Origin of the sequence: Teichococcus oryzae, from assembly GCF_008386565.1 — a bacterium.
GTDB lineage: Bacteria > Pseudomonadota > Alphaproteobacteria > Acetobacterales > Acetobacteraceae > Pseudoroseomonas > Pseudoroseomonas oryzae.
The window spans coordinates 170,419-197,268 of record NZ_VUKA01000007.1 but is presented as its reverse complement, the minus strand read 5'-3'; the positions used below and the strand labels follow the sequence as shown (position 1 = coordinate 197,268).

The 26,850-nt window shown below is 69.2% G+C and carries 27 protein-coding genes; 20 read left to right on the top strand and 7 right to left on the bottom strand.

The annotated features are described in order from the left end of the window. The first annotated feature begins 139 nt into the window (after positions 1-139). The 12 genes from F0Q34_RS14845 to F0Q34_RS14790 all read left to right on the top strand — a co-directional run bounded on the left by F0Q34_RS14845 (position 140) and on the right by F0Q34_RS14790 (position 13,715). Entirely contained in the window at positions 140-1,150 is a 1,011-nt protein-coding gene (locus tag F0Q34_RS14845; protein WP_149813001.1) for an ABC transporter substrate-binding protein, read from the top strand. Next, positions 1,147-2,208, top strand: coding sequence for a FecCD family ABC transporter permease (locus F0Q34_RS14840; RefSeq protein WP_149813000.1), 1,062 nt, complete (start codon positions 1,147-1,149; stop codon positions 2,206-2,208). Before F0Q34_RS14845 ends, F0Q34_RS14840 begins: the two co-directional genes overlap by 4 nt. Continuing rightward, positions 2,205-2,969 carry an ABC transporter ATP-binding protein gene (locus F0Q34_RS14835; RefSeq protein ID WP_149812999.1) on the top strand — a complete coding sequence of 255 codons (765 nt, stop codon included), beginning with the start codon at positions 2,205-2,207 and terminating at the stop codon, positions 2,967-2,969. Before F0Q34_RS14840 ends, F0Q34_RS14835 begins: the two co-directional genes overlap by 4 nt. Before the next feature lie 12 nt (positions 2,970-2,981). Continuing rightward, positions 2,982-3,407, top strand: a complete 426-nt coding sequence (locus F0Q34_RS14830; protein ID WP_149812998.1) for a pseudoazurin — start codon at positions 2,982-2,984, stop codon at positions 3,405-3,407. A 200-nt stretch (positions 3,408-3,607) separates the two neighbouring features. Then, positions 3,608-5,377, top strand: a complete 1,770-nt coding sequence (locus F0Q34_RS14825; RefSeq protein WP_241665497.1) for a methyl-accepting chemotaxis protein — start codon at positions 3,608-3,610, stop codon at positions 5,375-5,377. A 32-nt stretch (positions 5,378-5,409) separates the two neighbouring features. Continuing rightward, positions 5,410-5,871 carry a chemotaxis protein CheW gene (locus F0Q34_RS14820; protein WP_149812997.1) on the top strand — a complete coding sequence of 154 codons (462 nt, stop codon included), beginning with the start codon at positions 5,410-5,412 and terminating at the stop codon, positions 5,869-5,871. Beyond that, positions 5,871-7,118 (top strand): CheR family methyltransferase, encoded by a 1,248-nt coding sequence (locus F0Q34_RS14815; protein WP_149812996.1) that lies wholly within the window; start codon positions 5,871-5,873, stop codon positions 7,116-7,118. The genes F0Q34_RS14820 and F0Q34_RS14815 overlap by 1 nt, the downstream gene beginning before the upstream one ends. Before the next feature lie 2 nt (positions 7,119-7,120). Continuing rightward, positions 7,121-7,834, top strand: coding sequence for a chemotaxis protein CheW (locus tag F0Q34_RS14810; RefSeq protein WP_149812995.1), 714 nt, complete (start codon positions 7,121-7,123; stop codon positions 7,832-7,834). Next, on the top strand, positions 7,831-10,131 hold the full coding sequence (locus F0Q34_RS14805; RefSeq protein ID WP_149812994.1) for a hybrid sensor histidine kinase/response regulator: 2,301 nt from the start codon (positions 7,831-7,833) through the stop codon (positions 10,129-10,131). Before F0Q34_RS14810 ends, F0Q34_RS14805 begins: the two co-directional genes overlap by 4 nt. 40 nt (positions 10,132-10,171) lie before the next feature. After that, entirely contained in the window at positions 10,172-11,200 is a 1,029-nt protein-coding gene (gene cheB, locus F0Q34_RS14800) for a chemotaxis response regulator protein-glutamate methylesterase (protein ID WP_149812993.1), read from the top strand. Continuing rightward, the gene (locus F0Q34_RS14795) at positions 11,197-12,225 is read left to right on the top strand and encodes a diguanylate cyclase domain-containing protein (protein WP_149812992.1); all 1,029 of its coding nucleotides are present in this window, start codon (positions 11,197-11,199) and stop codon (positions 12,223-12,225) included. The genes cheB and F0Q34_RS14795 overlap by 4 nt, the downstream gene beginning before the upstream one ends. Positions 12,226-12,710: 485 nt before the next feature. Then, positions 12,711-13,715 (top strand): NAD-dependent epimerase/dehydratase family protein, encoded by a 1,005-nt coding sequence (locus tag F0Q34_RS14790; RefSeq protein ID WP_149812991.1) that lies wholly within the window; start codon positions 12,711-12,713, stop codon positions 13,713-13,715. A gap of 106 nt (positions 13,716-13,821) precedes the next feature. On the opposite strand, the gene F0Q34_RS14785 is transcribed toward F0Q34_RS14790, so the two are convergent. Both F0Q34_RS14785 and F0Q34_RS14780 read right to left on the bottom strand, forming a co-directional pair. Beyond that, positions 13,822-15,186, bottom strand: coding sequence for an MmgE/PrpD family protein (locus F0Q34_RS14785; protein WP_149812990.1), 1,365 nt, complete (start codon positions 15,184-15,186; stop codon positions 13,822-13,824). A gap of 5 nt (positions 15,187-15,191) precedes the next feature. Next, entirely contained in the window at positions 15,192-16,163 is a 972-nt protein-coding gene (locus tag F0Q34_RS14780) for a tripartite tricarboxylate transporter substrate-binding protein (RefSeq protein WP_149812989.1), read from the bottom strand. A gap of 128 nt (positions 16,164-16,291) precedes the next feature. Between F0Q34_RS14780 and F0Q34_RS14775 the strand changes: the two genes are divergently transcribed. Further along, positions 16,292-17,071, top strand: a complete 780-nt coding sequence (locus F0Q34_RS14775) for an SDR family oxidoreductase (RefSeq protein WP_241665496.1) — start codon at positions 16,292-16,294, stop codon at positions 17,069-17,071. A gap of 50 nt (positions 17,072-17,121) precedes the next feature. On the opposite strand, the gene F0Q34_RS14770 is transcribed toward F0Q34_RS14775, so the two are convergent. Continuing rightward, a complete protein-coding gene (locus F0Q34_RS14770) occupies positions 17,122-17,931 on the bottom strand; it encodes an N-acyl homoserine lactonase family protein (protein WP_149812988.1) in 810 nt (269 codons plus the stop codon). 43 nt (positions 17,932-17,974) lie between these two features. Between F0Q34_RS14770 and F0Q34_RS14765 the strand changes: the two genes are divergently transcribed. Together F0Q34_RS14765 and F0Q34_RS14760 are read left to right on the top strand one after the other, a co-directional pair. Further along, entirely contained in the window at positions 17,975-18,997 is a 1,023-nt protein-coding gene (locus F0Q34_RS14765; protein WP_149812987.1) for a LacI family DNA-binding transcriptional regulator, read from the top strand. 100 nt (positions 18,998-19,097) lie between these two features. Beyond that, positions 19,098-19,994 (top strand): NAD(P)-dependent oxidoreductase, encoded by an 897-nt coding sequence (locus F0Q34_RS14760; protein WP_149812986.1) that lies wholly within the window; start codon positions 19,098-19,100, stop codon positions 19,992-19,994. Positions 19,995-20,014: 20 nt separating this feature from the next. Here the strand turns inward: F0Q34_RS14760 and F0Q34_RS14755 are convergent, their stop codons facing one another. Next, positions 20,015-20,983 (bottom strand): Bug family tripartite tricarboxylate transporter substrate binding protein, encoded by a 969-nt coding sequence (locus F0Q34_RS14755; RefSeq protein WP_161600890.1) that lies wholly within the window; start codon positions 20,981-20,983, stop codon positions 20,015-20,017. A 325-nt stretch (positions 20,984-21,308) separates the two neighbouring features. Here F0Q34_RS14755 and F0Q34_RS14750 point away from each other — a divergent pair, with 325 nt between their 5' ends. Further along, positions 21,309-21,635 (top strand): NIPSNAP family protein, encoded by a 327-nt coding sequence (locus tag F0Q34_RS14750; protein ID WP_149812984.1) that lies wholly within the window; start codon positions 21,309-21,311, stop codon positions 21,633-21,635. A 119-nt stretch (positions 21,636-21,754) separates the two neighbouring features. Here F0Q34_RS14750 and F0Q34_RS14745 read toward each other — a convergent pair whose 3' ends face one another. After that, on the bottom strand, positions 21,755-22,465 hold the full coding sequence (locus tag F0Q34_RS14745) for a GntR family transcriptional regulator (RefSeq protein WP_149812983.1): 711 nt from the start codon (positions 22,463-22,465) through the stop codon (positions 21,755-21,757). Between the two features lie 164 nt (positions 22,466-22,629). Between F0Q34_RS14745 and F0Q34_RS14740 the strand changes: the two genes are divergently transcribed. Together F0Q34_RS14740 and F0Q34_RS14735 are read left to right on the top strand one after the other, a co-directional pair. Further along, on the top strand, positions 22,630-23,040 hold the full coding sequence (locus F0Q34_RS14740) for a carboxymuconolactone decarboxylase family protein (RefSeq protein WP_149812982.1): 411 nt from the start codon (positions 22,630-22,632) through the stop codon (positions 23,038-23,040). After that, the gene (locus F0Q34_RS14735; RefSeq protein ID WP_149812981.1) at positions 23,037-23,945 is read left to right on the top strand and encodes an NAD(P)-dependent oxidoreductase; all 909 of its coding nucleotides are present in this window, start codon (positions 23,037-23,039) and stop codon (positions 23,943-23,945) included. Before F0Q34_RS14740 ends, F0Q34_RS14735 begins: the two co-directional genes overlap by 4 nt. Before the next feature lie 83 nt (positions 23,946-24,028). Here the strand turns inward: F0Q34_RS14735 and F0Q34_RS14730 are convergent, their stop codons facing one another. Continuing rightward, positions 24,029-24,427 (bottom strand): hypothetical protein, encoded by a 399-nt coding sequence (locus F0Q34_RS14730; protein ID WP_149812980.1) that lies wholly within the window; start codon positions 24,425-24,427, stop codon positions 24,029-24,031. A 13-nt stretch (positions 24,428-24,440) separates the two neighbouring features. Here F0Q34_RS14730 and F0Q34_RS14725 point away from each other — a divergent pair, with 13 nt between their 5' ends. Together F0Q34_RS14725 and F0Q34_RS14720 are read left to right on the top strand one after the other, a co-directional pair. Further along, complete coding sequence (locus tag F0Q34_RS14725; RefSeq protein WP_149812979.1) at positions 24,441-24,935, top strand: ABC transporter substrate-binding protein; 495 nt, start codon at positions 24,441-24,443, stop codon at positions 24,933-24,935. Between the two features lie 58 nt (positions 24,936-24,993). Then, positions 24,994-25,716, top strand: a complete 723-nt coding sequence (locus tag F0Q34_RS14720; protein ID WP_149812978.1) for an SDR family NAD(P)-dependent oxidoreductase — start codon at positions 24,994-24,996, stop codon at positions 25,714-25,716. Between the two features lie 41 nt (positions 25,717-25,757). On the opposite strand, the gene F0Q34_RS14715 is transcribed toward F0Q34_RS14720, so the two are convergent. Further along, positions 25,758-26,747, bottom strand: a complete 990-nt coding sequence (locus F0Q34_RS14715) for a Bug family tripartite tricarboxylate transporter substrate binding protein (protein ID WP_149812977.1) — start codon at positions 26,745-26,747, stop codon at positions 25,758-25,760. Positions 26,748-26,850: the final 103 nt, after the last annotated feature.

Here is a 26,850-nt window from a genome sequence, read left to right as displayed (position 1 = left end):
AGCCGGCGGGGTGTCCGGGGAGGATGTCGATGATCTGTTTGTCTCGCCCGGTGGGGCGATCCGTGGTGCCGCGTGCCGGCACCGTCACGCAGCCGCATGAGCGGGCAGCCTTCCGCCGCCTGACGGGGGATGCGGCGCCATGATGCGGCCAGGGCTTGCCTTCGCCGCGGCCTGGATGGGCCTGTCGCTGCCGGGCGCCTGGGCCGGGCCCACACGCTATCCCCTGGTGGTGGAGAATTGTGGCCACCGCCTGACCTTCGAGGCCGCGCCCGGCGATGCCGTCACCATCGGCCAGTCCGCCACCGAGATCCTCTACGCCCTCGGCCTGGGGAACCGCATGGCCGGCACGGCGCTGTGGTTCAATGATGTCCTGCCGGAGTTCAAGGCGCAGAACGACCGGGTCCCGCGGCTGGACAACAACGCGCCCAGCTTCGAATCCGTCGTCGGCAAGCGCCCCGGCCTGGTGGCCACGCAGTTCGAGTGGATGATCGGCCCGCAGGGCGTGGTCGGCACACGGGAACAGTTCCACGAGCTGGGCGTGCCCACCTATGTCATGCCCGCCGATTGCGAGGGCAAGAACAACCTGGTGGGCGCCGACGGCACCCGCACCGCCCCCTTCAGCACGGAAGCGCTGTACAAGGGCATTACGCAGCTTGCGCAGATCTTCGATCAACAGGATCAGGGCGCCGCCCTGGTCGCCAGGCTGCGCGGGCGCGAGGAAGCGGCGGTCGCGCGCGCCAAGGCGCTCAACCTGCCCGACGCTTCGGCGGTGTTCTGGTTCTCCTCCGCCGACCTTGATCTCGATCCCTATGTCGCCGGGCAGAAGGGCATCCCGGGCTACATGATGCGCACCCTCGGCCTGCGCAACGTCGTGCAGTCGGACGAGGAATGGCCCACCGTCGGATGGGAAACGGTTGCCCGCTCCAATCCCTCGGTGATCGTCATCGCCCGCATGGACCGGCGCCGCTTCCCGGCCGATGATTTTGAAAGAAAGCTGGCCTTTCTCCGCTCCGACCCGGTGACACGGGAAATGGAAGCGGTGAAGCGGAACCGCATCGTCATCATCGACGCCCATGCGATGCAGGCCACCATCCGCCTGGTGGACGGGCTGGAAGCGCTGACCGACGCCATGGCCAAGCTGCCTCGGTGATCCTGCCTCCAGGGCGGCCACTCGCCCGCTTGCTCGGCCGGATCGTGCTGCATGGGGCCTGGATCGCGCTGGCGCTGGCCGCCGCGATCCTGGCCGGCGTGTGCATCGGCGAAACGGCGATCCCGGTGGGCACCGTTTGGCGGACGCTGGCCAACAAGCTGTTCGATGCCGGCCATGCGCTGGACCGCATCGACCAGGGCATCGTCTGGAACTACCGCCTGACGCGCGCCATCGTGGCGGCCTGCTGCGGCGCGGGGCTGGCGGTCTCCGGCGTGATCCTGCAATCCCTGCTGCGCAATGCCCTGGCCGACCCCTATCTGCTCGGCATTTCCGCCGGCGCCTCCACCGGCGCGGTGCTGGTCACCGTGGCCGGGGTGGGGGCGGGGGCGGTGTCGCTTTCCCTCGGCGCCTTTGGCGGCGCGCTCGCCGCCTTCCTGCTGGTGGCGTTGCTGGCCCGCGCCTCGGGCGGCGGGGTGGGGCCGCGCGCCGCGGGGCAGATCGTGCTGGCTGGGATCGCCGGGTCGCAGCTGTTCAACGCCCTGACCGCCTTCATGATCACCCGCTCGGCCAGCGCCGAGCAGGCGCGCGGCATCATGTTCTGGCTGCTCGGCAATCTCAGCGGCGCGCGCTGGGACAATGTGGGCATGGCGGTGCCGGTGGCCGTGGCCGTCACGTCGGTCTGCCTTTGGCATGCCCGGGCGCTGGACGCCTTCACCTTCGGCACCGATTCCGCCACGGCGCTCGGGGTGCCGGTGCGGCGGGTGCAGGCCCTGCTGATCGGCTGCGCCTCCCTGGCGACCGCCGTGATGGTCAGCATCGTCGGTTCCATCGGCTTCGTCGGGCTGGTGGTGCCGCATGCGGCGCGGTTCATCGTCGGGGTGCGGCATGTCCGCCTGATCCCGGCGGCGGCGCTGATGGGCGCGATGTTCCTGATCGCGGCGGATGTTCTGTCGCGCATCGTGGTGAAGGGTCAGGTGCTGCCGATCGGGGTCATCACCGCCCTGGTCGGCGCGCCGGTCTTCGCCCTGATCCTGGTGCGCCGGCGGCCGGCCCGATGATGCTGGCCGCTCACGACCTCGGCTGGTCGGCGCGCGGCGCACCGATCCTGCGCGGCGTCAGCCTGGAGGTGCCGGAAGGCGAGACGCTGGGCCTGATCGGGCCCAATGGCTCGGGCAAGTCGACCCTGATGCGGCTGCTTTGCGGCGTGCTGAAGCCGGAGGCGGGCGAGGTGCGGCTGGCCGGCGAGCCATTGGCGCGGATGAGCCGGCGGCGGGCCGCCCAATGGCTGGCGATGGTGGAACAGCAGGCCGAAACCGCCGACCGGATCACCGTGCGGGACGCGGTGGAGCTTGGGCGAACGCCATGGCTCTCGCCCCTGCGGCCATGGTCGGCGGAGGACGACGCCATTGTGGCGGAAGCATTGGCGGTGGTGGAGATGTCGGGCCTTGCCGCGCGGGACTGGGCCACGCTTTCGGGCGGGGAGCGCCAGCGTGCTCATATCGCCCGCGCGCTGGCCCAGCGGCCGCGCATCCTGCTGCTGGATGAGCCGACCAACCATCTCGACATCCACCACCAGCTCTCCATCCTGCAACTGGTCGCCACCCTTCCGGTCACCACGGTGGTGGCGCTGCACGACCTGAACCAGGCGATGAGCTGCGACCGGCTGGGCGTCCTCCAACATGGCCGCCTGGTGGCGCTGGGAAAGCCGCAGGAGGTGCTGTCCCCGGCGCTGCTGCGTGACGTTTTCGGCGTCCGGGCCTCCTTTCTGACCGATCCCGCCGATGGCGCGCGGATCATCCGCTTCCACGCGGTATCCTGAGGGAAACATAGGATGCGGCTGCTCCTGCCCGCCTTTCTGCTGCTTGCCACCGCTGCCCAGGCCGAGACCTTTGAGGTCCGGATGCTGAACCGCAACAACACGGGCGGCATGGTCTATGAGCCGGACCACCTCCGCCTGAAGCCCGGGGACCGCGTCAAGTTCATCGCCACCCATGTGACGCACAATGCCGCCTCCATGCCCGAAATGCTGCCGCCCGGGGCCGAGCCCTTTAAAGGCCGCATCAATGAGGAGATCGAGCTGACCTTCACCACCCCCGGCTTCTACGGCATCAAATGCATCCCGCATTATGCCATGGGCATGGTCATGCTGGTGCAAGTGGGGGAGGGCGCAGCCGATGCCCTGGTCATTCCGGACGGCCTGCCCCCACGCGTGAAGCAGAGATTCGGCGAGATCGTGTCCCGTGCCCGGGCGGAGTAACGCCGCTCCGCCCTGGGCTGAGCTGGCCGGGCTGGAAGGCTCGGCCATGGCTACCTGGACGCCATGAAGGTCACAGGCACGGTTCATGCCCTCGCAGTCGGCAAGATTGCGGAGTTCCAGTACGAAACCAGCAAGTAAAGAATCTTCTGGACCTCCCCTGTGGGTTGCCTATCTGTTATCAGCGCAACCAGGGGCGGCGTTTGGATGACTTGCAAAAAACCAGATCGTCAGCGGGGCTCCTTCCGGTTGAGCGGCCTTTTCATGTCCAGGAAACCGGACAGGAAGATAACCGGCGAAGAAAAACCGGGTGTCATTGCGGAAAACAAGGCGCGGCAGTCGGCGACATGAAGAACATCTCAATCCGTCGTCTTATTTTCGGAAGCTTTTCCGTAGTACTTGCCAGCATGGCGGCGATGGGAATCGTGGGATTCTTGACAATTTCCCACATCAAGTACCAGGCTTCCGTTGTGGAGAGTGATACCACCGTCGATCTTCACTCGGCCGCCGAGTTTTCCATCGCCTGGGCGCAAAGATACTCCTTGCTCCAGTCCCATGTACTGACGACCGAAGCCGCGGACGCCCGCGCTATCGAGGAACGTCTGCAAGCCAGCCTGTCTGTGCTTCAGGGCCTCGCGCAGCTGCAGAAGGACGGCACCCGCGACGCGGCGGACAGAAGCCATTTCAGCAGGTTGGCGGCGGCCGAGGAGGCTTACCGTGCCGCGGAGGCCGAAATCCTGGCCATGAGCCGGGTTGACCGGGATGACGAGGCCCGCCTCCTGCTCCATACCCGCCTCAATCCCATCTATGAACAGTTGCAGAACACCCTTCTCCAGTGGGTGAGCTACAACAAGCAGCAGGCCGACGAGGCGACCCGCCAGATCGCCGATGCGGGAACCACGGCACAGATCGAGATGCTGCTCGCCCTCGCCGTGGCGGTGCTTCTGGCGCTTGGTTGCGGCTATGTCCTGCTGCGCTCCATCACGGAGCCGCTCAACCGCATGACCGCCGCCGCCGAAGCGATGCGGATGGGCGATTTCAGCGGCCGGATCGAGTTGGCGCGCCGGGACGAGTTCGCCGTCGTGGCGGCGGCCATCAACCGGATGGTCGAGGATCTGACGGCGCTGATCGGTCAGGTCCAGCGCTCCAGCATCCAGGTGAGCACATCGGTGACGGAAACCGCCGCGACCGCCCGGGAGCAGCAGGCGACGGCGAGCGAGATCGCCGCGACGACCAGCGAGATCGGCGCGACCTCGCGCGAGATCTCGGCCACGTCGAGGGAGCTGGTCCGCACCATGGAGGAGGTATCGGCCGTTGCCGACCAGACCGCCGGCCTGGCCGGCGAAGGCAAGTCCGGCCTGGTGCGCATGGAGGAGATGATGCGGCAGGTCGCCGCCGCCGCGGGCTCCATCAACGCCAAGCTCGGCGTGCTGAACGAGAAGGCCGGCAACATCAACCAGGTGGTGACCACCATCACCAAGGTGGCCGACCAGACCAACCTCCTGTCGCTCAACGCCGCGATCGAGGCGGAGAAGGCCGGCGAATATGGCCGCGGCTTCGGCGTCGTGGCCACCGAGATCCGCCGCCTGGCCGACCAGACGGCGGTTGCGACCTATGACATCGAGCAGATGGTGAAGGACATCCAGTCCGCCGTCTCGGCCGGCGTCATGGGCATGGACAAGTTCGCCGAGGAAGTGCGGCGTGGCATGACGGAGATCCAGCAGGTCGGCAACCAGCTTTCGATCATCATCGAGCAGGTGCAGGGCCTGGCGCCGCGCTTCGAAACGGTGAACGAGGGAATGCAGGCCCAGGCGGTGGGCGCGGGGCAGATCAGTGACGCCCTCGCGCAGCTCAGCGACGCCGTCACCCAGACCGTTGAATCGCTCCAGCAGTCGAGCCTTGCCATCGACGAGCTCAACCAGGTCTCCACCGGTCTGCGCGGCAGCATCTCCCGCTTCAAGCTGCACGCGTAACCGGACCTGAGCAAAGGTTCAAAGGCGGCGCCATGCTGTTCCTGCTGTTCCATATCGGCGACGATCCGTATGTGCTGGAAGCCGGCTGCATCACCGAGGTGCTGCCGCTTGTCAGGATCAAGGCCCGCCCTGGACCTTCGGGCCGCATCGGCGTCATCAACCATCACGGAACGCCGGTGCCTGTGATCGACCTCAGCGAGCTGATCCTCGGCCGCCCGTCCCGGACGCAACTCAGCACGCGCATCGCGCTGATCCGCAACGAGGTGGCGGGCGGGCAGCCGCAATGGCTCGGGTTGGTTCTGGAACAGGCGACCGAGGCCTTGCGCCTCGATCCCGGAAGATTCGCCTCGCCCGGCTTCACCGATGGCGCCGCCTCTTATCTTGGCCCCGTGCTGGCCGACCAGCGCGGGCTGATCCAGTGGATCCATCCGGCGAAGCTGTTCTCCTGCGCGGCAGGCCTCGCGGCGATGCCGGAACCGGTGGGCAGCGCGTGATGACCGCCGGGATCGAGTCGCTCCTGAAGGAGGCGATCGGGCTGGACGCCGCGACCATCGGCAGTGCCGCGATCGCCCGCGCGGTTCGTGCGCGGCAGGCCGCCTGCCGCCTGGATGATCCCGCCGCCTATGCTGCCCTTGCCCGGGAATCGCCCGCCGAGTTGCAGGAACTGGTGGATGCCGTCGTGGTGCCGGAAACCTGGTTCTTCCGGGACCGCGGCGCCCTGGATGCCATGGTCCAGATCCTTCGCAGCCGGGCGCAGGGCGCGGGCGGCCGGAAGCTCCGCCTTCTGAGCCTGCCCTGCTCCACGGGGGAGGAGCCTTATTCCATGGCCATGGCGCTGCTGGATGCGGGCTACGCGCCGGATCACTTCATCATCGACGCGATCGATGTGAGCAGCCGCTCCGTCGCCCTGGCGCAGCGCGCGATCTATGGGCGGAATGCCTTCCGCGGGGCCGATCTCCACTTCCGCGACCGGCATTTCGAGGCGGTGGAAGGGGGCTTCCGCCCAGTGGAGGCGGTGCGCCGCTCCGTCCGTTTCAGCCGCGGCAACATGTTCGACGCGGGCTCCCTGCCGGGTGGCCTCAGCCAGGACGTCATCTTTTGCCGCAACCTGCTGATCTATTTCGACCGCCCCACACAGGGCGCGGCGTTGCAGGTGCTGCACCGGCTCCTGCTGCCCGGCGGCTTTCTTTTTCTTGGCCCGTCCGAGACCGCCCTGCCGCCGCGCCAGGACTTCACCTGGGCGAAGCTGCCCATGGCCTTCGCCTTCTGCAAGGCGGCCGGGGCGGCGGCCCTGCCGCAGGCCAAGGCCTTTCCCCCACCGGTTCCCAAGCCGCGCCCGTTCCGGCCGGTGCCGGCCCCGGCGGGCGTGCCGCAACCGCTTCGCCCCACCGAGGCGCCGCACCCGGCGGAGGTCGAAAGGCCGATTCGCCGCGCCAGCCTGGGCGAAGCGCAGCGCCTCGCCGATGAGGGGCATCTTCCGGAAGCCGTGCTGCATTGCGAGGCGCATATCCGGGAGAACGGCCCTTCCGCCGATGCCTTCCACCTGCTGGGCCTCCTGCGGGAAGCGGCGGGCAGCCGGCCGGAGGCCATCGCGAACCACCGCAAGGCGCTCTATCTCGACCCGCATCACCAGGAAACGCTGGCCCATCTCGCCCTGCTGCTGGACCAGCAGGGCGACCGCGCCGGCGCGAAGATGCTGCGTGACCGGCTGCAACGCATGGCGCGGCGGAGCGGAAGCTGACCATGGCCCCTGACGCAGGCTTCGCGATCGAGTCCTGCTGGCAGAAGACCGGCATCGGCGGCGACGCGTCATGCCCGGAACTTCAGAAGCATATCCACTGCCGGAACTGCCCCACCCATGCAGGCGCGGCCTCGCTCCTGCTCAACCGCGCCCCACCGGCCCATTACCTGGAGGAATGGACCCGGCATGTCGCCCAGGGCAAAGCGGCCTCCGACCGCGCGCCCGGCGCCGCCGAGGCGCGGGCAGCCGGTGCGGCGGCCACCCTGTCCGTCATGATCTTCCGCATCGCCGGAGAATGGCTGGCCCTGCCGACCCACCTTCTGGAGGAGGTGGCGGAAATGCGCCCGGTGCATTCCCTGCCGCATCGGCGGAGTGGCGTCGTGCTGGGCGTGGCCAACATCCATGGCGGGCTGCTGATCTGCGTTTCCCTGGCGGTGCTGCTCGGCCTGGCGCCGGAGGCGCAGCAGCGCGAAAGACGCATGGAGGCGAAGCGGCGGATGCTGGTGATCGGCCACGAGGCCGGCCGCTTCGTTTTCCCGGCCGACGAGGTCCAGGGCATCCAGCGCTACCGGCCGGACAGCCTGCGCCCCGCTCCGGCCACCGTTGTCCGCGCCGCGTCCAGCTACACGCGCCATGTTCTGTCCTGGCAGGATCGCAATATCGGCTATCTCGATGCGGATCTTCTGCTCGATGGCCTGAATCGCAGCGTCGCATGAGCGGGGGCAAGGAGGATTACAGCCAGTTCTCGCTGGCCGACCTGTTCCGGCTCGAAAGCGAGACCCATGTCCAGGCCCTGACGGATGGCCTCCTGGCGCTGGAGCGGGATGCGGCCGCCGCGCAGCATCTGGAAGCCTGCATGCGGGCGGCGCATTCCCTCAAGGGCGCGGCCCGGCTCATCGACCTGACCCCCGCCGTCGATCTTGCCCATGCCATGGAAGACATCTTCGTGGCGGCGCAGAATGGCCGGCTCGCCCTGGGTCGGGAGCAGATCGACCTGCTCCTCCGGGGCGTGGACATGCTGGCCTCGATCGCGCGGGCCACGGCGGAGCCCGGCGGAGGCGGCGAGGCGGCGCGGGCGGAGGTGGATGCCCTACTCGCGGCCCTGCACCAGGCCGTCACCGCCCCCGGCCAGGCCGCGCCTTCGCCGCCTCCCGTGGCGGTGGCCCCGCCGCAAGCGGCGCCGGCCGCACCGGAGCCTCCACCTCCGCCACCCCCAACGCCAGCCGCGCCGCCTCCGCCCGCGCCGGAAGGCGGTGACGCCGCGGAGCGCATCCTGAGGATCACCGCCGAAAGCCTCAGCAGGCTGCTCGGCCTGTCGGGCGAGGCGCTGGTCGAGGCGCGCCGCCTCCGCCCCTTCAACGACCGGCTGATGCGGCTGCGACGGCTGCATTACGACGCGCTTCGCGCCTTCGACGGCCTGCGGGACGCCTTGCCAGCGTCCCATGCGGCCAGCGACCAGGTGCAGCTCGCCCTTGCCGATGCGCGCCAGCGGCTGATGGACTGCCAGGATTATCTGGGCGAGCGGCTGGCGGAACTGGACGCCTTCGACCGGCGCGCCGTGCGCCTGGCGCACCGGCTCTACGACGAAGCCCTGGCGAGCCGCATGCGCCCCTTCGAGGATGGCGCCCGGCGCTATGCGCGGAAGGTGCGCGACCTCGGGCACAAGCTGGGAAAGCAGGTCCGGCTGGAGATCCTGGGCGGCGGCACCCCGGTGGATCGTGACATCCTGGAGCATCTTGACGCTCCGCTGGGGCATCTTCTGCGCAACGCCATCGACCATGGCATCGAATTGCCGGCGGAGCGCCTGGCCGCAGGCAAGCCGGCGGAGGGCACGATCCGGCTGGAAGCGCGGCACCATGCCGGGATGCTGCAGATCCTGGTCGCCGATGACGGGCAGGGCATCGACCTCGGAAGGCTGCGCGCCACCATTCTCGCGCGCGGGCTGGCCCGCCCGGAAACGGTTGGCCAGCTGAGCGAGGCCGAGCTGCTGGAATTCCTGTTCCTGCCGGGCTTCACCATGAAGGCCGAGGTCACGGAAATTTCCGGCCGGGGGGTGGGGCTGGACGCGGTGCAGGCGGCGGCCAGGCTGGTGCGCGGCATTGTGCGCGCCTCCACCGAGGCGGGGCGGGGCGCGCGCTTCCAGTTCGAGCTGCCGCTGACCTTGTCCGTGGTCCGCACCCTGGTGGTGGAGATCGGCGGCGAGCCTTACGCCCTGCCGCTGGCCAGCATCGAGCGGGCGCTGAAGCTTCCCCGGCGATCCATCGAAACATTGGAAGGCCAGCAGCATTTCAGCTTCGGGGACCGCCAGATCGGGCTGGTCGGCGCGCATGAGCTTCTTGGCGCCGCCGCGGGAGCCGCCGCGGGGGAGGAGGTTTTCGTTGTCATCATCGGCGATCAGCGGAACAGCTATGGATTGACCGTGGACCGGCTCCTGGCGCAGCGCGAACTGGTTGTGCAGCCCCTGGATGCCCGGCTGGGCAAGGTGGCCGGCATCAGCGCCGCCGCGCTGATGGAAGACGGCTCCCCGGTGCTGATCCTCGACGTGGACGACCTGTTGCGGGGGGTGGAGAAATTCACCACCGCCGGGCGCCTCGGGCCCGCTGCCGCCGCCGGCGCGGAAGACAGCAAGCGCCGGCGGCGGCGGGTGCTGGTGGTGGATGATTCCCTGACGATCCGGGAGCTGGAGCGCAAGCTGCTCAGCCAGCAGGGCTATGAGGTCGAGGTCGCGGTGGATGGGCTGGATGGCTGGAACGCGGCGCGGGCCGGGCAGTTCGACCTGATCGTGACCGATGTTGACATGCCGCGGATGGACGGCATCGACCTCGTCACCCTGATCCGGAAGGACCCCCATCTGCGCGGCATTCCGGTGATGATCGTTTCCTACAAGGACCGGGAGGAGGACCGCCGCCGTGGCCTTGAGGCGGGCGCCGACTATTACCTGACCAAAGGCAGCTTCCACGACCAGGTGCTGGTTCAGGCCGTTTCCGACCTGATCGGCCCGGCGGAGGCCTGACGATCCTGGCGACACTGTGCAAGGAGGCGGAAAGCGCGCGATGCGGATAGGGATCGTGAACGACATGCCCCCGGTGGCCGAGATATTGCGGCAGGTGGTCGCCGCGGCGCCCGAGCATCGCGTGGCCTGGACCGCGTCCACCGGTGACGAGGCGGTGCAGTTCTGCCGCCATGACCGCCCCGACCTGGTGCTGATGGATCTCATGATGCCGGGCATGGATGGCGTGGAGGCCACGCGCCGCATCATGACCGAGACGCCCTGCGCCATCCTCCTGGTCACGCCCAGCGTGGATGCGAATGCCGCCCGCGTGTTCGAGGCGATGGGGCATGGCGCCCTCGATGCGGTGAACACGCCTTCGGAGGACGGAAGAACCGTGGGCGACACCGTGCCGCTGCTCCGCAAGATCGCGGCCATCGGGCGGCTCGCCGGCCATCATCCCGGCCGGCGCCCGCGGCAGGCGGCCGGCCGGTTGCCGGGCAGCAGCCATCCCCTCGTGGCCATCGGCGCTTCCGCCGGCGGACCGGCCGCCCTGGCGGCGTTGCTGGCCGGCCTGCCGCAGGACTTCCCGGCGGCGGTGGTGATCGTCCAGCATGTGGACGAGCGGTTCGCGGCCGGCATGGCCGCATGGCTTGGCGATCATTCCGCCATGCCGGTGCTGCTGGCCCAGGAGGGTGACACGCCCATGCCCGGAACCGTTCTCCTGGCGGGCAGCGACAACCACCTGACACTGAAAACCGCCTCCCATCTCGGCTATGTCCCGGAACCGCGGGATTATGCCTACCGGCCATCGGTGGACGTGTTCTTCCGCAGCGTCGCCCGGCTTTGGCGGGGCGATGCGGTAGGCGTGCTGTTGTCGGGGATGGGGCGGGACGGGGCGCAGGGATTGAAGGCCTTGCGCGCCAAAGGTTGCTATACCATTGCTCAGGACCGCGCGAGCAGCGCCGTCTACGGGATGCCCAAGGCTGCCGCCGAACTTGATGCGGCCGTGGACATCCTGCCATTGCCCAGCATTGCACCCCGGCTGATCGGTGCCACCGCCCGTGGAAGCCAGGAAGGATTCCGCCCATGAAAGTCGCAGGCCTGCGCACCATGCCGAATGTTCCGAGGCAGGACGACTATGCCATGATGGTGCTGCTGGTTGACGACCAGATCATGGTCGGCGAGGCCGTGCGCCGCCTTCTGGCCGGCCAGCCGAACATGGACTTCCATTATTGCTCGGACCCGACCAGGGCCGTGGCGGTGGCCAAGGAGATCCGCCCGACGGTGATCCTGCAGGACCTCGTCATGCCCGGCGTCAACGGGCTCGACCTGGTGCGGGACTACCGGGATGACGCTTCCACCCGCGGCATCCCGGTTATCGTGCTGTCCACCCGGGAGGAGCCGGCGACAAAGAGCGAGGCCTTCGCGGCGGGTGCCAATGACTACCTGGTGAAGCTGCCCGACCGGCTCGAACTGATCGCGCGCATCCGCTATCATTCCCAGGCCTACCTGAACCAGATCCAGCGCGACGAAGCCTATGCCGCCCTGCGCGAAAGCCAGCAGAACCTGCTGGAAGCCAATCTGGAACTTCAGCGCCTGACCAAGGTGGACGGACTCACCGGCCTCAGCAACCGGCGCTATTTCGATGAATACCTGGCCGCCGAGTGGTCGACGGCCGCCCGCAAGGGCAATCCCGTCGCCGTGCTGATGATCGATGTGGACGAGTTCAAGCGTTACAATGACAGCTATGGCCATCTGGCGGGCGATGAGGTGCTGAGAGCTGTGGCCGGGGCGCTGCAGGCCCATTGCCGGCACTCGGCGGATCTGGCGGCCCGCTTCGGCGGCGAGGAATTCGTGGTTGTTCTCTCGGATGCCCCCATCGAGCGCGTCAAGCAGCTTGGCGAAACGCTGTGCCGCAGCATCGAGGAGCTGAAGATCGCCCATCGCGCCTCCCGGGTGAGCGGGCATGTCACCATCAGCGTCGGCTGCGCGCTGGCCTATCCGGCCGAGGGCAATTCGCCCCTGCTGCTTGTCGAGGCCGCCGACCGGGCCCTGTACCACGCCAAGGCCGCCGGCAGGAACCGCGCCGTCGTGATGCATGGGCTGGGCGAATAGTTCACCCGGCTTCCATGCCGCCGGAGGCCGGCCTTGCGGCGCGGGGGCCGCGTTGCGGCGGGGAACGGATCAAGGTTAAATCGCGGGCCAAGCCGGTGTTGCGTCGCAACACCGGCTTGGCCTGTTCGCAGTCTTTTCCATTGTCTTCAGTGTTGCCGATCAGCCGAAGGGATACAGGACATCCGATGAAGATCGCCCGGATCGGGGCGGCCCGCGCTGGCCTTGTCCCGGCTACCTGCCTCGCGGAACCCGGTGTTGATGGCCCCATGGCCCGCATCCGCGCCGGCAAGGCGCGGCTCAAGGGCCGGCGGGGCTTTTCCACCCGGCTGACGCGGGCGCCGCGTGGCATTGGCGCCAAGGCACCGCCTGGCGGAGGAACGGGGTTCCGCGTCACCGGCGACCCGCGCGATGTGCGGTGCCCGGCCCCCGCGCCTGGATGCGGGCCCGATCCTTTCTCCAGCGGCCGATTGTAGGGAGCAGGCGACATGCGGAGAATTCTGGTCACGGGTGCCGCGGGCTTCATCGGCCGCGCGGTGAGCGCCCGGCTGGCGGAGGATGGCCTTGAAGTGCGCGGGGTGGACAACTTCACCTCCTATTACGACATCCGGCTCAAGGAAGCCCGGTTGAAGGACCTTGAGGGGCGGCCCGGCTTTTCGTTCCTCCGCCTCGACCTCGCGGACGCGGCGGCGACACGCGAGGCCTTCGCGGACTTCAAGCCGGATGGGGTGATCCACCTCGCCGCGCAGGCCGGCGTGCGCTACTCGCTCGAAAATCCATCGGCCTACACCTCGTCCAATGTGGATGGCTTTCTTTCGGTCCTCGAAGCCTGCCGCTTCCATGAGGTCCGGCACCTTGTTTATGCGTCCTCCTCCTCGGTTTATGGCGGCAACACCAAGGTTCCCTTCGCCGAGGCCGATGCGGTGAACCTGCCCGTCTCGCTCTACGCCGCCACCAAGCGGGCGAATGAGCTGATGGCGCAGACCTACAGCCACCTGTTCCGCATTCCCGCCTCGGGGCTGCGCTTCTTCACGGTCTACGGGCCCTGGGGGCGACCGGACATGGCCTATTACAAGTTCACGGACGCCATCCATGCCGGGCGCCCAATCGACATCTACAATCACGGCCGGATGGAGCGGGATTTCACCTATATCGACGAGGTGGTGGAGGCGATCCGGCGGCTGGTCGTGCAGCCCCCGGCGGACAAGGCCAGCGGCGCGGAGCCGGGACGCATCGATCCCGCCACGCCCCATCGCATCTTCAACATCGGCAACCACACGCCCGTCCGGCTGGAGCGCTTCGTTTCCGTTCTGGAGGATATCATCGGACGCAAGGCCGAGCGTCACCTGAAGCCGATGCAGCCAGGCGACGTGGAACGCACCTATGCCGATGTGGAGGCGCTGCGGCAGGCCGTCGGATTCACGCCGCGCACCACCATCGAGGAAGGGCTGAGTGCCTTTGTCGGCTGGTACAAGGGCTATCACGGCATCTGACCGGATCGGGTGCCAGGGTGGTGGCCGGGCCACCCATCGTGGCGCGCAGGGTGCCCAACCCTGCGCGCAGCACATGGAAGGCTTTCCTGCCCCGGTGCGATGAAGGTCAGCCTTCCACCTTCCAACCATCCATCCCGAGGGACCGGATCAGGCCCGCCGGCTCCATCTCCGCTTCAAGGTTCCAGATTTCCGCGATCCACCGCTCCGCCTCCGCGCCCCGGCCGACCCGGGCGCAGTTTTTGCGGAACTTGGCTTCCAGCTCGCTGTCGGCGAGCGGCCGCGCGGCGCTGCCGCGGGCATCCGCGACAAGGCTGGTGAGTTCGCGCCCATCGGCAAGGCGCAGGGTGACACGCGCGGCGCCACGGGGCAGGCCCGCATCCAGGCCGGGCCGGACCTTCCGCCGCAAGGCCTCCACCTCGGGGTCGTGCAGCGCTTCTGCCGAGAAGGCTTCCAGCCCGGCGCTTCCCTTTGTCAGGGCCACCGCCGCGGCATGGTGGATGCTCACGCGGCAATCACGCTCGGTGCGGATCGGCCTGTCGCCCCGGTCCAGCAACAACTGGTCGCCTTCCACCGTCACCGAGGCGATGTCCCCCGGCGCGACCCGCGCCCGCAGTTCCAGGCAGGCATCGATCACCGAATGGAAGACGATGCCGGCCGGATAAGGCTTGTAGGTGTTCCGGGAAAACTCCCATTGGCTCCCGAGCCCGTCCGTGATCCGCGCGAGGTCCGGCATATCGCCCATGGCCCTGGCCCAGCCCAGCGGGCCCTCGATGGCCGTGGGCGCGGCCAGGTATCCTTCCCTGGCCAGCAGCGCCGCGAGCAGCCCGTTCCGCGCGGCATTGCCCATGCCGACATTCTTGGCGGCGGTGGGCAGATTTTCCACGATGCCCGCCGACTGGCTGGCCGCGATGCCCAGGGCATGGGCGGTCTGCGCGGCATCCAGGCCAAGGAGCTTCGCGCAACCCGCGGCCGCCCCGAATACCCCGGCCGTGGAGGTGATATGCCAGCCACGGTCGTAATGGCCGGGGGAAACGGCGGTGCCGATGCGGCACTCCACCTCCGCGCCCAGCACGAAGGCGTGGAGCAGCGCCGCGCCCGTATGGCCGTTCATCTCGGCCAGGGCCAGCAGCGGCGGGGCAACCGGGGCGGTGGGGTGGATCACCGTCTCCAGATGCGTGTCGTCATAATCGAACAGGTTTCCGGCGATGGCATTGACGAAGGCGGCTCCCATCTCGTCCAGCCGCTCCGGACGTCCGATGACCGTGGCCCTGCCAGCCGCGGAGAAGCGCGCCATCACCCGCGCGGCGGACGCCACGGCCGGGTCCGAGGACGCGCCCAGCGCGCAGCCGAGAAAGTTCAGGAGGGAGCGCCTGGCCTCATGCCGCAGGGAAGGGGGGATGCCCTCCCACCGGGAGTTCGCGACAAAGGCGCCGAGCGCCGAGCTGGCGGTGCTGCCCTGGGAAGCCGGCATGGCCATCACTGCGCCCGGGTGATCAGGCCATCGCGCGAGGCCTGGGCCCAGCGCGCATCGTCCTCGCGCAGAAAGGAGGCCAGCTCGCCGGGGGCAAGCACCCCGAGATCGGCGCCGATGCCCGCGAGCCGCTCGCGGACCTGCGGGTTCCGCAGCGTTTGCACCACAGCGGCGTGCATGCGCTCCGCCACAACGGGGGGCAACCCGGCGGGGCCGGCCATCGCATACCAGCCGGCGAAGTCGTATCCGGCCACGCCGGCCTCCTGCAGGGTGGGAACATCCGGCAGCAGGGAGGTCCTGGCGGTGGTCGTGACCCCAAGCGCGCGGATGCGGCCGGCGGCCAGGTGCTGCGCGGCGGCGACCGTGCTGTTCCATCCGGTGGGCAGATGGCCCGCCACAAGGTCGTTCAGGATCGGCGCGGCGCCCCGGTAGGGGACCTCCACCATCTCGATCCCGGCCAGCCGTGTGAAAAGGTTGCCGGCATAGGAAATCGCCGCGTCGGACGTCCCGAAGCCGATGGTCCGGGGCGCGGCCTTCGCCGCCGCCACCAATTCCCGGACATCCCGGAAGGGCGCGCTGCCGGAAGCCGTCAGCAACAGCGGATAGCGCGACAGCAGCGCCACGGGCGAGAAATCCCGCAACGGCTGATAAGGCAGGTTCGGCATGACGTAGCTGTTCATGACGTGGCTGCCCGTATCGACCAGCAGGAGGTAGCCATCGGGCGCGGCGCGGGCCACGGCCTCCGAACCGATCGATCCGTTCGCGCCGGGTCGGTTCTCCACCAGCACCGTTTGCCCCAAGGCCTGCGCCAAGCCCTCCGAAAGCGCCCGCACGAAGATGTCCGTGCCGCCGCCGGGGGCGTAGGGCACCAGCAGGCGCACAGGCCGCGTGGGCCAGGCCTGCGCCCGGACCGGCCGGGGCGCCGCAAGGGCGGCGGAAAGGGCGGCCAGCGCCGCGCGGCGCGGGATTGCGGCCATCTGGTTCCCTCCTGGCCCCCGTGATTGGATCGCGCTTGCGGGGCCTTGCTGTTATCGATACCACGAATGAACCAGAAAATACGGAGGGTCAATCCAGTGATGCACAGACTTTCGGACAGGCGGGTGGCGTGAGCGGCGCCCTGCGGAACCGCCGCGCCCTGGTTACCGGGTCCACCGGCGGGATCGGGCTGGCCGTCGCCCGGCGCCTGGCGGCGGATGGATGCGCCGTTCTGCTGCACGGGCTGGCCGGAGAAGCCGAGGGCGACGCGGCGGCCAGGGAGATCAACCAGGAAACCGGCTCCGACGCCCGGTATCTGCGCGCTGACCTGTCCCGCCCGGACGAGATTGCCGATCTGCTGGCCGCCGCCGGCACGGTGGATATTCTGGTCAACAATGCCGCCAGCGTCCGGCATTTCGCGCCGGTGGATGCCATGCCGCCGGAACACTGGGATCTGGACATCGCCGTGAACCTTTCGGCGGCCTTCCACGCCATCCGCCTGGCGCTGCCCGGCATGCGGGCGCGTGGCTGGGGGCGGATCGTCAACATGTCCTCGATCTACGGCCTTGTCGGGGCGGCAGACCGCGTCGGCTATGTGGTCACAAAGACGGGGCTGATCGGCATGACCCGCGCCGTGGCCCTGGAAACCGTGCGGCAGGGCATCACCTGCAACGCCCTTTGCCCCGGCACCACCCTGACGCCCGGGATCGAGGAACGGATCGGCGGGCTGATCGCCGGCGGGCTGGACCACGGGGAGGCAACGGAAGCCGTCCTGAAGGGCAAGCAGCCGACCGGGCGCTTCGTGGAGGCCGGGGCAGTCGCCGATCTGGTGGCCTTTCTTTGCGGCCCTTCGGGGCGCGACATCACTGGCGCCGCCTTTCCGGTGGATGGCGGCTGGTCGGCGGGCTGAAACGGCAGGGGCGGGAGGCTCCCGCCCCCCTGCACCCCAGCCCAGGCACCTCAGCCCGGCCGGGGATCGGCATCGAGGCGGACGGAGATCCCCTCCAGCCCCGGGGCCGAAACCGGATAGCGCTCCATCACCAGCGGGTCATGGCCGGGGATGATGTGGTCAGGCGAGCTCGCCAGCCGGTGGAGGGTGTCATAGCCCTCCAGCATCTGGGCCACGTCGGCGACGATTGGAAATGGCCGCCGCTGCTGGACATTGGCGTAGAAATGCGTGGCGTCGGAGGCCAGCACCACCCAGCCGCGCCGCGTCCTGACCCGCGCCACCTGCAACCCCAGGGAATGGCCGCCGACATGATGCAGGCTCAGGCCGGGCGCCAGCTCGGAGCTGCCGTCATGGAAGCGGGCGCGGCCGGCGAAGACGCGGCCCACCATGGCCTGGACGTCGGACACCTCGAAGGGCTGGCGCAGCGTCCCGTGGCACATGCAGCGCCCGGTGCAATATGCCATCTCCCGGTCCTGGACGTGGTAGCAGGCCGCGGGGAACATGGAGTGGTTGCCGGCATGGTCGTAATGCATGTGGGAAAGGATGACGTCCGGAACGGCGGCGGCGTCGATGCCGATCGCGGCGAGGCCCTCGGCCGGGCTGCGGAGCATCTGCCGGCCGCGCCGCCGCCCGACCTCGGCATCGAAGCCCGTGTCGAGCACAAAGGTCCGGCCGCCCCCCACAATGGCCCAGACGAAATAATCGAGCGGCATCGGCGCGTTGTCATGCGGGTCGCCGCCAATGAAGTTCTCATGGGCCGGCCGGTCGTGCCGGGCATAGCGCACCGCATGGATCTCGTAGGTCGCCTCGTCAGCCGCCATGGTTGTTTCCTTTCGCGTGTTTTCCATGTGCCCGGCCGCCGCCATGCCGGATGATGCCGGTGCGCCGGGCGCGGGGGCGCGCATGCGCGACGTGGCGCAGCGGGCCGGCGTTTCGCCCATGACCGTGTCCCGCGCCCTGCGCGACCCGTCCAAGGTATCCCCCGCCGTGCTGCGGCGCGTGGAGGAAGCCGTGCGCGCCGTCGGCTATGTGCCGAACCGCCTGGCCGGCGGCCTGTCCTCGATGCGGACCAACGTGGTCGGCATGATCGTCCCAAGCCTCGACAACTCCCTGTATTCGCCGACGATCCAGGGGGTTTCCGCGGTGCTGCATGCCAGCGGGTACCAGTTGATGATCGGCGAATGCGGCCACCGCGTGGAAGGCGAGGAAGGCCTGATCGCGGCCTTCCTGGCGCAGCGCGTGGCCGGGCTGATGCTGCACGACACCCGCCACACGGCGGAAGCCCTGGCCATGCTGCGCCGCGCCGGCGTTCCCGTGGTGGAAACCGGAACGCTGGCCCTCGATCCGCTCGACATGGTGGTGAGCTATTCCAATGAGGCGGCGGCGCAGGCCATGACGCTGCACCTGCACCGCCTGGGCTATCGCCGCATCGCCTGCGTCACCCTGCCTTCCGCCGGCAATGAGCGCAGCCGGGAGCGCCAGAAGGGCTACCGCGCGGCGCTGGCCGTGGCCGGGCTCGCGCTGGACCCGGCCCTGGTGCTGGAAATGCCGCCGGGCCTCGCCTCGGGCGCCGAGGCGGTGGTCCGCCTGCTGCAATCGGCGGCGCCGCCGGACGCCATCTTCTTCGCCGGGGATGTGCTGGCGGCGGGGGCGCTGTTCGAATGCCAGCGCCGTGGCTGGGACATTCCCGGCCAGGTGGCGGTGGCCGCCTTCGATGACATCGACATCCTCCGCCACACCGTTCCCCCCGTGACCACGCTGCGCCTGCCCCGCGCCGAGATCGGGCGGCGCGGCGCGGAGGTGCTGCTCGACCGGATCGAGGGACGCGCCACGGGAAGGGTGGCGGTCGATCTCGGCTTCGAGATCATCCAGCGCGGCAGCACCTGAACAGCGCATTTTTGTTACCGGTACCACGTTTCGCCTTGTGCCGCCTGCCTGCCCTGCATAGACCCGGGGAAAGGGCCTGAACGGCCTGGGGAGGGAAGCGATGGCGCAAGAGGTGATCGGGTTTGTCGGGCTTGGGCAGATGGGCAGCCGCATGGCGGCGCGCCTGCTCGATGCCGGGCGGGAACTGGTGGTGTATGACCCGTCCGACGCGGCCATGCGGCCCCTGGTGGCGCGCGGCGCGCGGGCGGCCTCCAACCCGGCGGAAGTGGCCGACCTGGCCGACACGGTGATGGCCAGCCTGCCGACGCCGGATGTGGTGCGGAGCGTGGCGCTCGGCGCGGATGGCGCCATCCAGGGCGGCCGGATGGCGCGCTTCGTCGATTTCTCCACCACCGGCCCCCGCGTCGCGCGGGAGGTTTCCGCGGCGCTCGCCGAACGGGGCAAGGTGTCGGTGGACGCGCCGGTCAGCGGCGGCATCACGGGCGCCGAGAAGGGTTCGCTCGCCATCATGGTGTCAGGACCGAAGGCGGCGTGCGAGGAGCTGGAGCCGGTGCTGCGGCTCATGGGCAACCCGTTCTTCTGCGGGGAAGGCGCGGGCCAGGCGCAGGTGCTGAAGCTTTGCAACAACCTGCTCGCTGCCACGGCGCTCGCGATTTCCTCCGAAGCCATCGTCATGGGCGTCAAGGCGGGCCTCGATCCGTCCCTGATGTGCGAGGTCATCAACAACAGCAGCGGCCGCAACAGCGCGACGCAGGACAAGTTCCCGCGCGCCGTGATCCCGCGCGGCTTCGATTTCGGCTTCACCACCGGCCTATCGCACAAGGATGTGCGCCTTTGCGTGGATGAGGCCGAGGCGATGGGCGTGCCGATGGTGGTGGGCAGCGCCGTGCGGCAGATGCTGGGCGTCACCAGCGCGGCCTTTGGTCCCGGAAGCGATTTCACCTCCATCGTGAAGGTGGTGGAGCAATGGGCGGGGGTGGAGGTGCGCGGGGCTTAGCCGCCCCGCCGGCCGCCGCCTCATTCCAGCTGGATGTTGAGGTCGCGCACCACGGCGGCCCAGGAGGCCCGGTCCTCGGCGATGAAGGAGCCCATGGCCGCGGGGGAGGTGGTCACGGGCAGCGCGGCCTGGGCGCGGAACACCTCCCGCACGGCGGCATCGCCGACGCTTTCGGCCGCCACGGCGGCGAGGCGCTCGGCCGCCGCCGCCGGCATGCGGGCCGGGCCGAGCAGGCCGAACCAGTTGCCCGCATTCACTGGCATGCCAAGCTCAGCCAGGGTCGGTGTGTCCGGCAGCAGCGGGATGCGTTCCGCGGCGCCAACACCCAGGATCCGCACCTTGCCGTCGCGCCCCACCGCCTCGGCGGGCCCGGCATTGAGGAACATGGCATCCACCTGACCCGCGATAAGCGCCGTGCTGGCCGGGGCCGCGCCGGTATAGGGCACGTGCAGCATCCGCAGCCCGGCTTGCTTGGCAAGCGCCTCCATGGCGAGGTGGGAGGTGCTGCCGATCCCCCAGGAGCCAAAGGTCACCTTGCCCGGCTCGGCCCGCACCCGCGCCAGGAACGCTTCCAGGTTCGCCGCTCCGAAGCCTGGCCGCGTCAGCAGCACGAAGGGGCCGCGCGCGAACAGCGTCACCGGCATGAAGTCGGTCGCCGGGTTGTAAGGCAGCTTCGGGTAGATCAGCGGGTTGATGGCGTGCGTCTCGGCATTCGCCAGGATCAGCGTGTGGCCGTCCGGCGCCGCGCGTGCCACCGCCTGGGTGCCGACCGCGCCATTGGCCCCGGGCCTGTTCTCGATCACCACCGCCTGGCCGAGGCGGGACGACATGGCCGGCGCCATGGCGCGGATCACCACATCCGCGAGGCCGCCCGCATTCCACGGCACGATGACCCGCACCGGCTGGTCTGGATAGGCGGCCAGCGCGGGGGCTGCGAGTGGAAGGGCTGCGGCCGCCCCGAAAAGGCCGCGCCGTGTCAGCTGGACCATAACTGCTCTTTCCTGTGCCTTCCCGTCACGCGGCCCCGCCCTCCCGCCTGATGGCGAAAGCCACCGGTGCCGGCCGGGTGCGCGCATGGGCGTTCCTCCATCCGGCAGGCCCCTCCTGGCGACATGCCGCCCGTGCCCGCCTGGACCCTTGTTCCGGGTCCTGAACGGAAGCGTTCCGCGCGCGCCCTTCATCTGTCAAGGATTCGCTGATTGCCTGACAATCTATTTGATGCTTGGCTGCCCCGTCAGTGCATGTCGGGGCCTCGCCTCGGCAAATTGCACGTCAAAACATGCCCGCCCGCGAGGCGGCAAGGGAGGACCAAGGGTGATCCACGAGCTGCGCATCTATCATTGTGTGTCCGGGCGGCTGCCGGACCTGCTGAAGCGTTTCGAAACCATCACGCTGGGGATCTGGCAGAAGCACGGCATCCGGCAGGCCGGTTTCTGGACCGTCGCCGTCGGCGATTCGAACCAGGATCTGTATTACCTGCTGGAATGGGATTCGCTGGGCGAGCGGGAGGCGAAATGGAACGCCTTCCAGGCCGATCCCGAATGGATCAAGCGCCGCGCCGAGACCGAGGCGAATGGCGCCATCGTCGCCAGCGTCAGCAACCTGATCCTGCAGCCGACCGCATTCTCCTCGGTCCGCTAGAGCAGATCCCGATCGGGCGGGATCGCCTGATCGGGTGAAGATGCGCGACACAACAAAATGCTCTCGGCACCATGCCCGCTCCGGCGCAAAGGCCGGAACGGGCATTCCGCCGGGATTGGCTACTCGGCGGCCTGGGCCCGGCCGGCTTCCGCCTTTTCCCGGGCCTGCTGATTCAGGATGCGCAGGGCGACACGGGCGGCCTGGCGAACATGCTCGCGGCAGGCTTCCCAGGCGCCTTCGCCGTCGCGGCGCTCGATCGCCTCGACGATGCGGCGGATTTCCTCGATCGTATGGGGCAGGCGATCCGGGTCGGCCAGGGTGGTGGCGCGGAGCTGGGTGTTGCGGTTCAGCAGCTGGTCCAGCATGCGGGCCACATAGGCGTTGCGGCAGCCCCGGAGCAGCACGTCGTAGAAGCGCCGCTTCAGCCCCAGCAACCCGACCCTGTCGGCTCCGGCGCGCGATGCCGCGATTTCCTCGAACACGGCGCGCAGTTCCGCCATCTCGGCGTCCGAAGCCCGCTCGGCGAAGCCCTGTCCCGCGAGCGCCTCCAGCACGCCGCGGACCTCATAGACCTGCATGGCGTCGGCGGGGGAAAGATAGGAAACGAAGGGCCCGCGATTCGGAACCACTTCCACCAGTCCCTCGGCCTCCATCAGGCGGACGGCCTCGCGGATGACGCTGCGGCTGACGCCGAACAGGTCGCACAGCATCCGGTCGGACAGGTGCTCCCCGGGTGCGAAGCGGCCATTGACGATCGCCTCCCGGAGCCGTTCCTCGACCTGCCGGCGCACGGGCTGCGGCGTGACGCGCAGGGTTCCGTCGTTGGGCATCTCTCCTCCTTGCCGCCGCGCATGTCGCGCCATGATGCACTGCAATCTGGTTGCTGGGCCCGGCCGCGTCCAGACGAAAGCCGCAAAAGACCTTCATCAATCACATTGACTGACAATCGGTCAAAAACCTACGCTGCTGCGGCAACCACATGGAGAGAAACGGCATGTCCGATGATACCTGGTTCGACAAGGGCCTTGAAATCCGGAGGGCCGTGCTGGGCGCCGAATACGTGGACAACAGCATCGCCAAGGCCGACGACTTCATGATGGCGTTCCAGCATATCACCACCGAGTGGTGCTGGGGCTATGCCTGGGGCCGCCCCGGCCTCGACCGCAAGACGCGCAGCATCATGAACCTGGCCATGCTCACCGCCCTTGGCCGCACGCCCGAGATCAAGCTGCATGTCAAGGGCGCGCTGAACAACGGCCTCACCGTGGAGGAGATCAAGGAGATCCTGCTCCACGCCACGGTGTATTGCGGCATCCCGGCGGGCCTCGACGCCTTCAAGGCGGCGCATGAGGTGCTGGTGAAGGAAGGCGCGCTCAGCGGCGAGCCTGCGCGTCCGGCGGAATGAGCAACCGGGAACTGCGCCGGGTCGCCTTCATCGGGGTCGGCAACATGGGCTGGCCCATGGCCGCGAGGCTGGCCGGGGCCGGCTTCGAGGTTGTGGCCTACGACGCGGCGCCCGGCAGGGCGCAGGCCTTCGCGGCGGAAGCCGGCGGGCGGGCGGCGCCGGACGCGGCCGCCGCCGCCCGCGGGGCAGATGCCGTGATCACCATCCTGCCGACGTCCAAGCATGTCGGGCAGGCCCTGGAAGCGATGGGCGACGCCATCGCGCCGGGCGCGCTGGTGATCGAGATGAGCTCCGGCGTGCCAACGGCGACAAAGGGCTTCGCGGCCACGCTCGCGGCGCGCGGCGTCGCCATGATCGACGCCCCCGTCTCGGGCGGCGTTCCGCGCGCCAGATCCGGCGAACTCGCCATCATGCTGGGCGGCGAGGCGGACCAGGTGGAGCGCGCGAAACCGCTTCTGCAGGCCATGGGCACAGCGCTGACCCATGTGGGCGGCATCGGCGCCGGGCAGGCGATGAAGGCGCTGAACAACCTGATGGGGGCAGCGGGCTTCCTGATCGGTGTCGAGGCCTTGCTGATCGGCCAGCGCTTCGGCCTGGACCCCGCCGTCATGGTGGACGTGCTGAACAGCTCGACCGGAATGAACAACAGCACCCAGAAGAAGTTCAAGCAGTACGTCCTGTCGCGCAGCTTCGATGCGGGCTTCGGCCTGGACCTGATGGCCAAGGACGTGTCCGTGGCGCTTGAGGTCGGCCGCGAAACCAACACCCCCACGCCCTTCGCGGCCTTGTGCCGGGAGATGTGGGCGAGTGCCCAGGGCCTGCTCGGCCCCGGGCAGGATCACACCGCCATGGCGCAGTTTTCCGAACGCCTGGTGGGCGAGACCCTGGGCGACAAGCGGGCCTGAACACCCCCGGCGCGGCGGGCCTGCCCCCGCCGCGCATCCTTTCGCATTCCCCTGCGCCTTCCGCCACACGGCCGAACGGTTCATCACGCAGGAAATTGCCCGACAATCTGTGAATCGTTGGCAAGCTTGGCATCCGCGACCGACGGTGTTGCACCGCCCGGAAACAGGGTGGATGGGGAGGCTTCATTGCCACAGAACACCCTGGTTTCCCCGTTGCCGCGGAGCCTCGCCACAAAGGCAGCCAGGGTCGCGCCTGGCACCAACCCACCACTGGCGCCCCGCGCGGCGCAGGCGGCGCTGGAGCCGCGCCGCTGCTGTTTGTCCTTGGCTACCTCGCGCAGCGCTTCCTGGTGTCGCGGGTCACTGGAACCCGCGTCGGCAATCTGGAGGGGGAGGGCCATTACGCCCAGCTGATCCTGACCCTCGGGCTGTCCCTGATCCTGCAAAGCGGCGGGCAGATCCTGTTCGACAGCGTCGATCACCGTGATCTCGGACGTGAAGCTGCTGATCGAGAAGATGAACGAGTTCGGCCTCGGGCGCGGGCGGGTACCGACCATCGGCAGCGGCATCGCCATGGCGCAATCCGACCTCCTGCAGAACATCCGGCCGGCGCAGATGGAAGGCTTCATCACCGTGGTCGGCAACCGGGATTCCAGGGGCCAGGAAAAGATCATCGAGGAGTTCAAGGCGGCTACCGGCGAGCCCTGGATAGGGCAGAACGGCATCGCGACCTATGGCGACATGTGGATCATGCGGGACGCCCTGGAAAAGGCCGGCAAGGCCGGCCGGCGCGCGGTGGGCGAGGCGCTGCGCGGCATCGACATCACGGAAGGCGCCGCCCTGTATTATCCGGGCTGCCGGGTGAAGTTCGACGCCAATGGCCTGCGCGAAACGGCCGGGCCGGTGGTGGTGCAGTGGCAGAACAACAAGCCGCTCACCGTTTACCCGCAGGATTCCGCGGTGTCCGAGATCGCCTGGCTGAAGCGATAAGGCGCGCCCGGCCTCCGGGCCGGGCAGGTATCCTAGTCCCAGGTATCCAGTCTGGAGAATGCACACGCGCATCGCCATCACCGGCGCCGGCAGCGGCATCGGCGCCGCCACCGCGCGGCTTCTCATTCACCGCGGCTATCGCGTCGCCTGCCTCGACCGCAACCTGGACGCGGCCGCCGCCGTGGCGGGACTGGACAACCCCGCCATCGCGGTGGATGTGGCGGATGAGGCGGCGGTGCCCCGTGCCTTCGCCGTGGTGCGGGAGGTGCTGGGCGGGCTGGATGCCCTCGCCACCTGCGCCGGCATCTTCGACACCACCCCCTTCGAGGAGGCGAGTGCGGACACCTTCCGGCGCGTGCATGAGGTGAACGTCATCGGCACCTTTCCTTGCATGCGCGAGGCCGCCGCCATGATGGAGCGGGGCGCGCGGATCTGCACCGTGGCCAGCGTCGCCGGGCTGCGCGGCGGCGGCCTCGCCGGAACAGTCGCCTATGCCACCAGCAAGGGTGCCGTCCTGGCGATGACCAAGAACGCCGCCCGCATGCTGGGCCTGCGGGGCATCGCGGTGAACACGGTGGCCCCCGGCATGATCGACACGCCCTTCGCCGCCCAGCCCCTGGCGGACCAGGGCTTCCGCGCCCGGATCGAGGGGATGACGACCATGAACCGCCTTGGCACCGCCGAGGAGATCGCCGCCGCCATCGCCTGGCTGCCTTCGCCCGAGGCCGCCTATGTGCATGGCGCCACGCTGGTCGCCGATGGCGGCATGGTCATGCACTGAGCGCCCGCCTGAAGAAGGGGTGGGCGCCCCTTTCTCACATGCTAGCGCTGGGCCAGGCCGGCCTGCTCCACCACCCTGGTCCAGTGCGCGACATCGGCGGCGATCCGCTCCCGCATCGCCGCCGGCCCGCGCTCGGCGGGCGGCGGCACCTGCGCGGCGAGCCCGGCGAGGCGCTCGGCCACGGCAGGGTTGGCGAGCGCCGCCTCGATCGCCGCGCGCAGGCGCCCCACCCGTTCCTCCGGCAGGCCGCGCGGCCCGGCAATGGCGTTCCAGATCACCATGTCGAAGGCGGGGACGCCGCCCTCCGCGAAGGTCGGGACGTCCGGCAATTGCGGGATGCGGGCCTTGCCGGTCACGGCCAGCGCCTTCGCCGTGCCGCCCAGATGGGCGGGGATCATGGTCACCGTCTGGTCGATCACCGCCTCGACGGTTCCGGCCGCCAGGTCGCTCATGGCGGGCCCCGCGCCGCGATAGGGCACCAGCATCGCCTTGGCCCCCAGCAGGGAGAACAGATAGGCCGGTGCCAGATGGCCCGTGGTGTTGGTGCCAGGCGTGCCGAAGGTCACCGTATCGCCCTGCGCGCGAATCCGATCAACCAGTCCGCCCAGGTTCCGCACCGTCGATTTCGGACTGACCGCCAGCACCATCGGCACATTGGCGACAATGCTGATCGGGGCGAGGTCGCGGCGTGGATCAAAGGTCGGGTCGGTGCCCAGGGCCGCGGCGGCCGCCATCGAGCCCATGTTGCCGAAGCCGATCGTGTAGCCATCGGGCTCCGAGCGCACCAGCCGCTGGGTTCCGACGACGCTGCCCGCGCCGCTGACATTCTCCACGACGACGTTGCGCCCCAGATCGGCCGACATGCCCTGCGCCATCAGGCGGGCAAGGGCGTCCAGCGTCCCGCCGGGCGCGGAAGGCACGATCAGGGTGACGGGGCGCGAGGGAAATTCCTCGGCGCCCGTGGCGGCCGGGGCGCCGAAAAGGCAGGCGAGCCCGAGCAGAAGGGCCGGACGCAGTTTCGCGCGGCGCATCATGGTTCCTCCCGAAAATCCTTGTTGCGGGGCAGGTAACCACGGGCCATCCAGAGCCTCAAGATTTTTGTCGGACAATCTGCTGATGCCTTGATGGTGGCGG

What these genes read in the sequence shown, in the direction of transcription:
- F0Q34_RS14845 (WP_149813001.1), top strand. Translation starts at nt 140, where the DNA reads ATGATGCGGCCAGGGCTTGCCTTCGCCGCGGCCTGGATGGGCCTGTCG.
- F0Q34_RS14835 (WP_149812999.1), top strand. Translation starts at nt 2,205, where the DNA reads ATGATGCTGGCCGCTCACGACCTCGGCTGGTCGGCGCGCGGCGCACCG.
- F0Q34_RS14830 (WP_149812998.1), top strand. Translation starts at nt 2,982, where the DNA reads ATGCGGCTGCTCCTGCCCGCCTTTCTGCTGCTTGCCACCGCTGCCCAG.
- F0Q34_RS14820 (WP_149812997.1), top strand. Translation starts at nt 5,410, where the DNA reads ATGCTGTTCCTGCTGTTCCATATCGGCGACGATCCGTATGTGCTGGAA.
- F0Q34_RS14815 (WP_149812996.1), top strand. Translation starts at nt 5,871, where the DNA reads ATGACCGCCGGGATCGAGTCGCTCCTGAAGGAGGCGATCGGGCTGGAC.
- F0Q34_RS14810 (WP_149812995.1), top strand. Translation starts at nt 7,121, where the DNA reads ATGGCCCCTGACGCAGGCTTCGCGATCGAGTCCTGCTGGCAGAAGACC.
- F0Q34_RS14805 (WP_149812994.1), top strand. Translation starts at nt 7,831, where the DNA reads ATGAGCGGGGGCAAGGAGGATTACAGCCAGTTCTCGCTGGCCGACCTG.
- cheB (WP_149812993.1), top strand. Translation starts at nt 10,172, where the DNA reads ATGCGGATAGGGATCGTGAACGACATGCCCCCGGTGGCCGAGATATTG.
- F0Q34_RS14795 (WP_149812992.1), top strand. Translation starts at nt 11,197, where the DNA reads ATGAAAGTCGCAGGCCTGCGCACCATGCCGAATGTTCCGAGGCAGGAC.
- F0Q34_RS14790 (WP_149812991.1), top strand. Translation starts at nt 12,711, where the DNA reads ATGCGGAGAATTCTGGTCACGGGTGCCGCGGGCTTCATCGGCCGCGCG.
- F0Q34_RS14785 (WP_149812990.1), bottom strand. Translation starts at nt 15,186, where the DNA reads ATGCCGGCTTCCCAGGGCAGCACCGCCAGCTCGGCGCTCGGCGCCTTT.
- F0Q34_RS14780 (WP_149812989.1), bottom strand. Translation starts at nt 16,163, where the DNA reads ATGGCCGCAATCCCGCGCCGCGCGGCGCTGGCCGCCCTTTCCGCCGCC.
- F0Q34_RS14770 (WP_149812988.1), bottom strand. Translation starts at nt 17,931, where the DNA reads ATGGCGGCTGACGAGGCGACCTACGAGATCCATGCGGTGCGCTATGCC.
- F0Q34_RS14765 (WP_149812987.1), top strand. Translation starts at nt 17,975, where the DNA reads ATGCCGGATGATGCCGGTGCGCCGGGCGCGGGGGCGCGCATGCGCGAC.
- F0Q34_RS14760 (WP_149812986.1), top strand. Translation starts at nt 19,098, where the DNA reads ATGGCGCAAGAGGTGATCGGGTTTGTCGGGCTTGGGCAGATGGGCAGC.
- F0Q34_RS14755 (WP_161600890.1), bottom strand. Translation starts at nt 20,983, where the DNA reads ATGGTCCAGCTGACACGGCGCGGCCTTTTCGGGGCGGCCGCAGCCCTT.
- F0Q34_RS14745 (WP_149812983.1), bottom strand. Translation starts at nt 22,465, where the DNA reads ATGCCCAACGACGGAACCCTGCGCGTCACGCCGCAGCCCGTGCGCCGG.
- F0Q34_RS14740 (WP_149812982.1), top strand. Translation starts at nt 22,630, where the DNA reads ATGTCCGATGATACCTGGTTCGACAAGGGCCTTGAAATCCGGAGGGCC.
- F0Q34_RS14735 (WP_149812981.1), top strand. Translation starts at nt 23,037, where the DNA reads ATGAGCAACCGGGAACTGCGCCGGGTCGCCTTCATCGGGGTCGGCAAC.
- F0Q34_RS14720 (WP_149812978.1), top strand. Translation starts at nt 24,994, where the DNA reads ATGCACACGCGCATCGCCATCACCGGCGCCGGCAGCGGCATCGGCGCC.
- F0Q34_RS14715 (WP_149812977.1), bottom strand. Translation starts at nt 26,747, where the DNA reads ATGCGCCGCGCGAAACTGCGTCCGGCCCTTCTGCTCGGGCTCGCCTGC.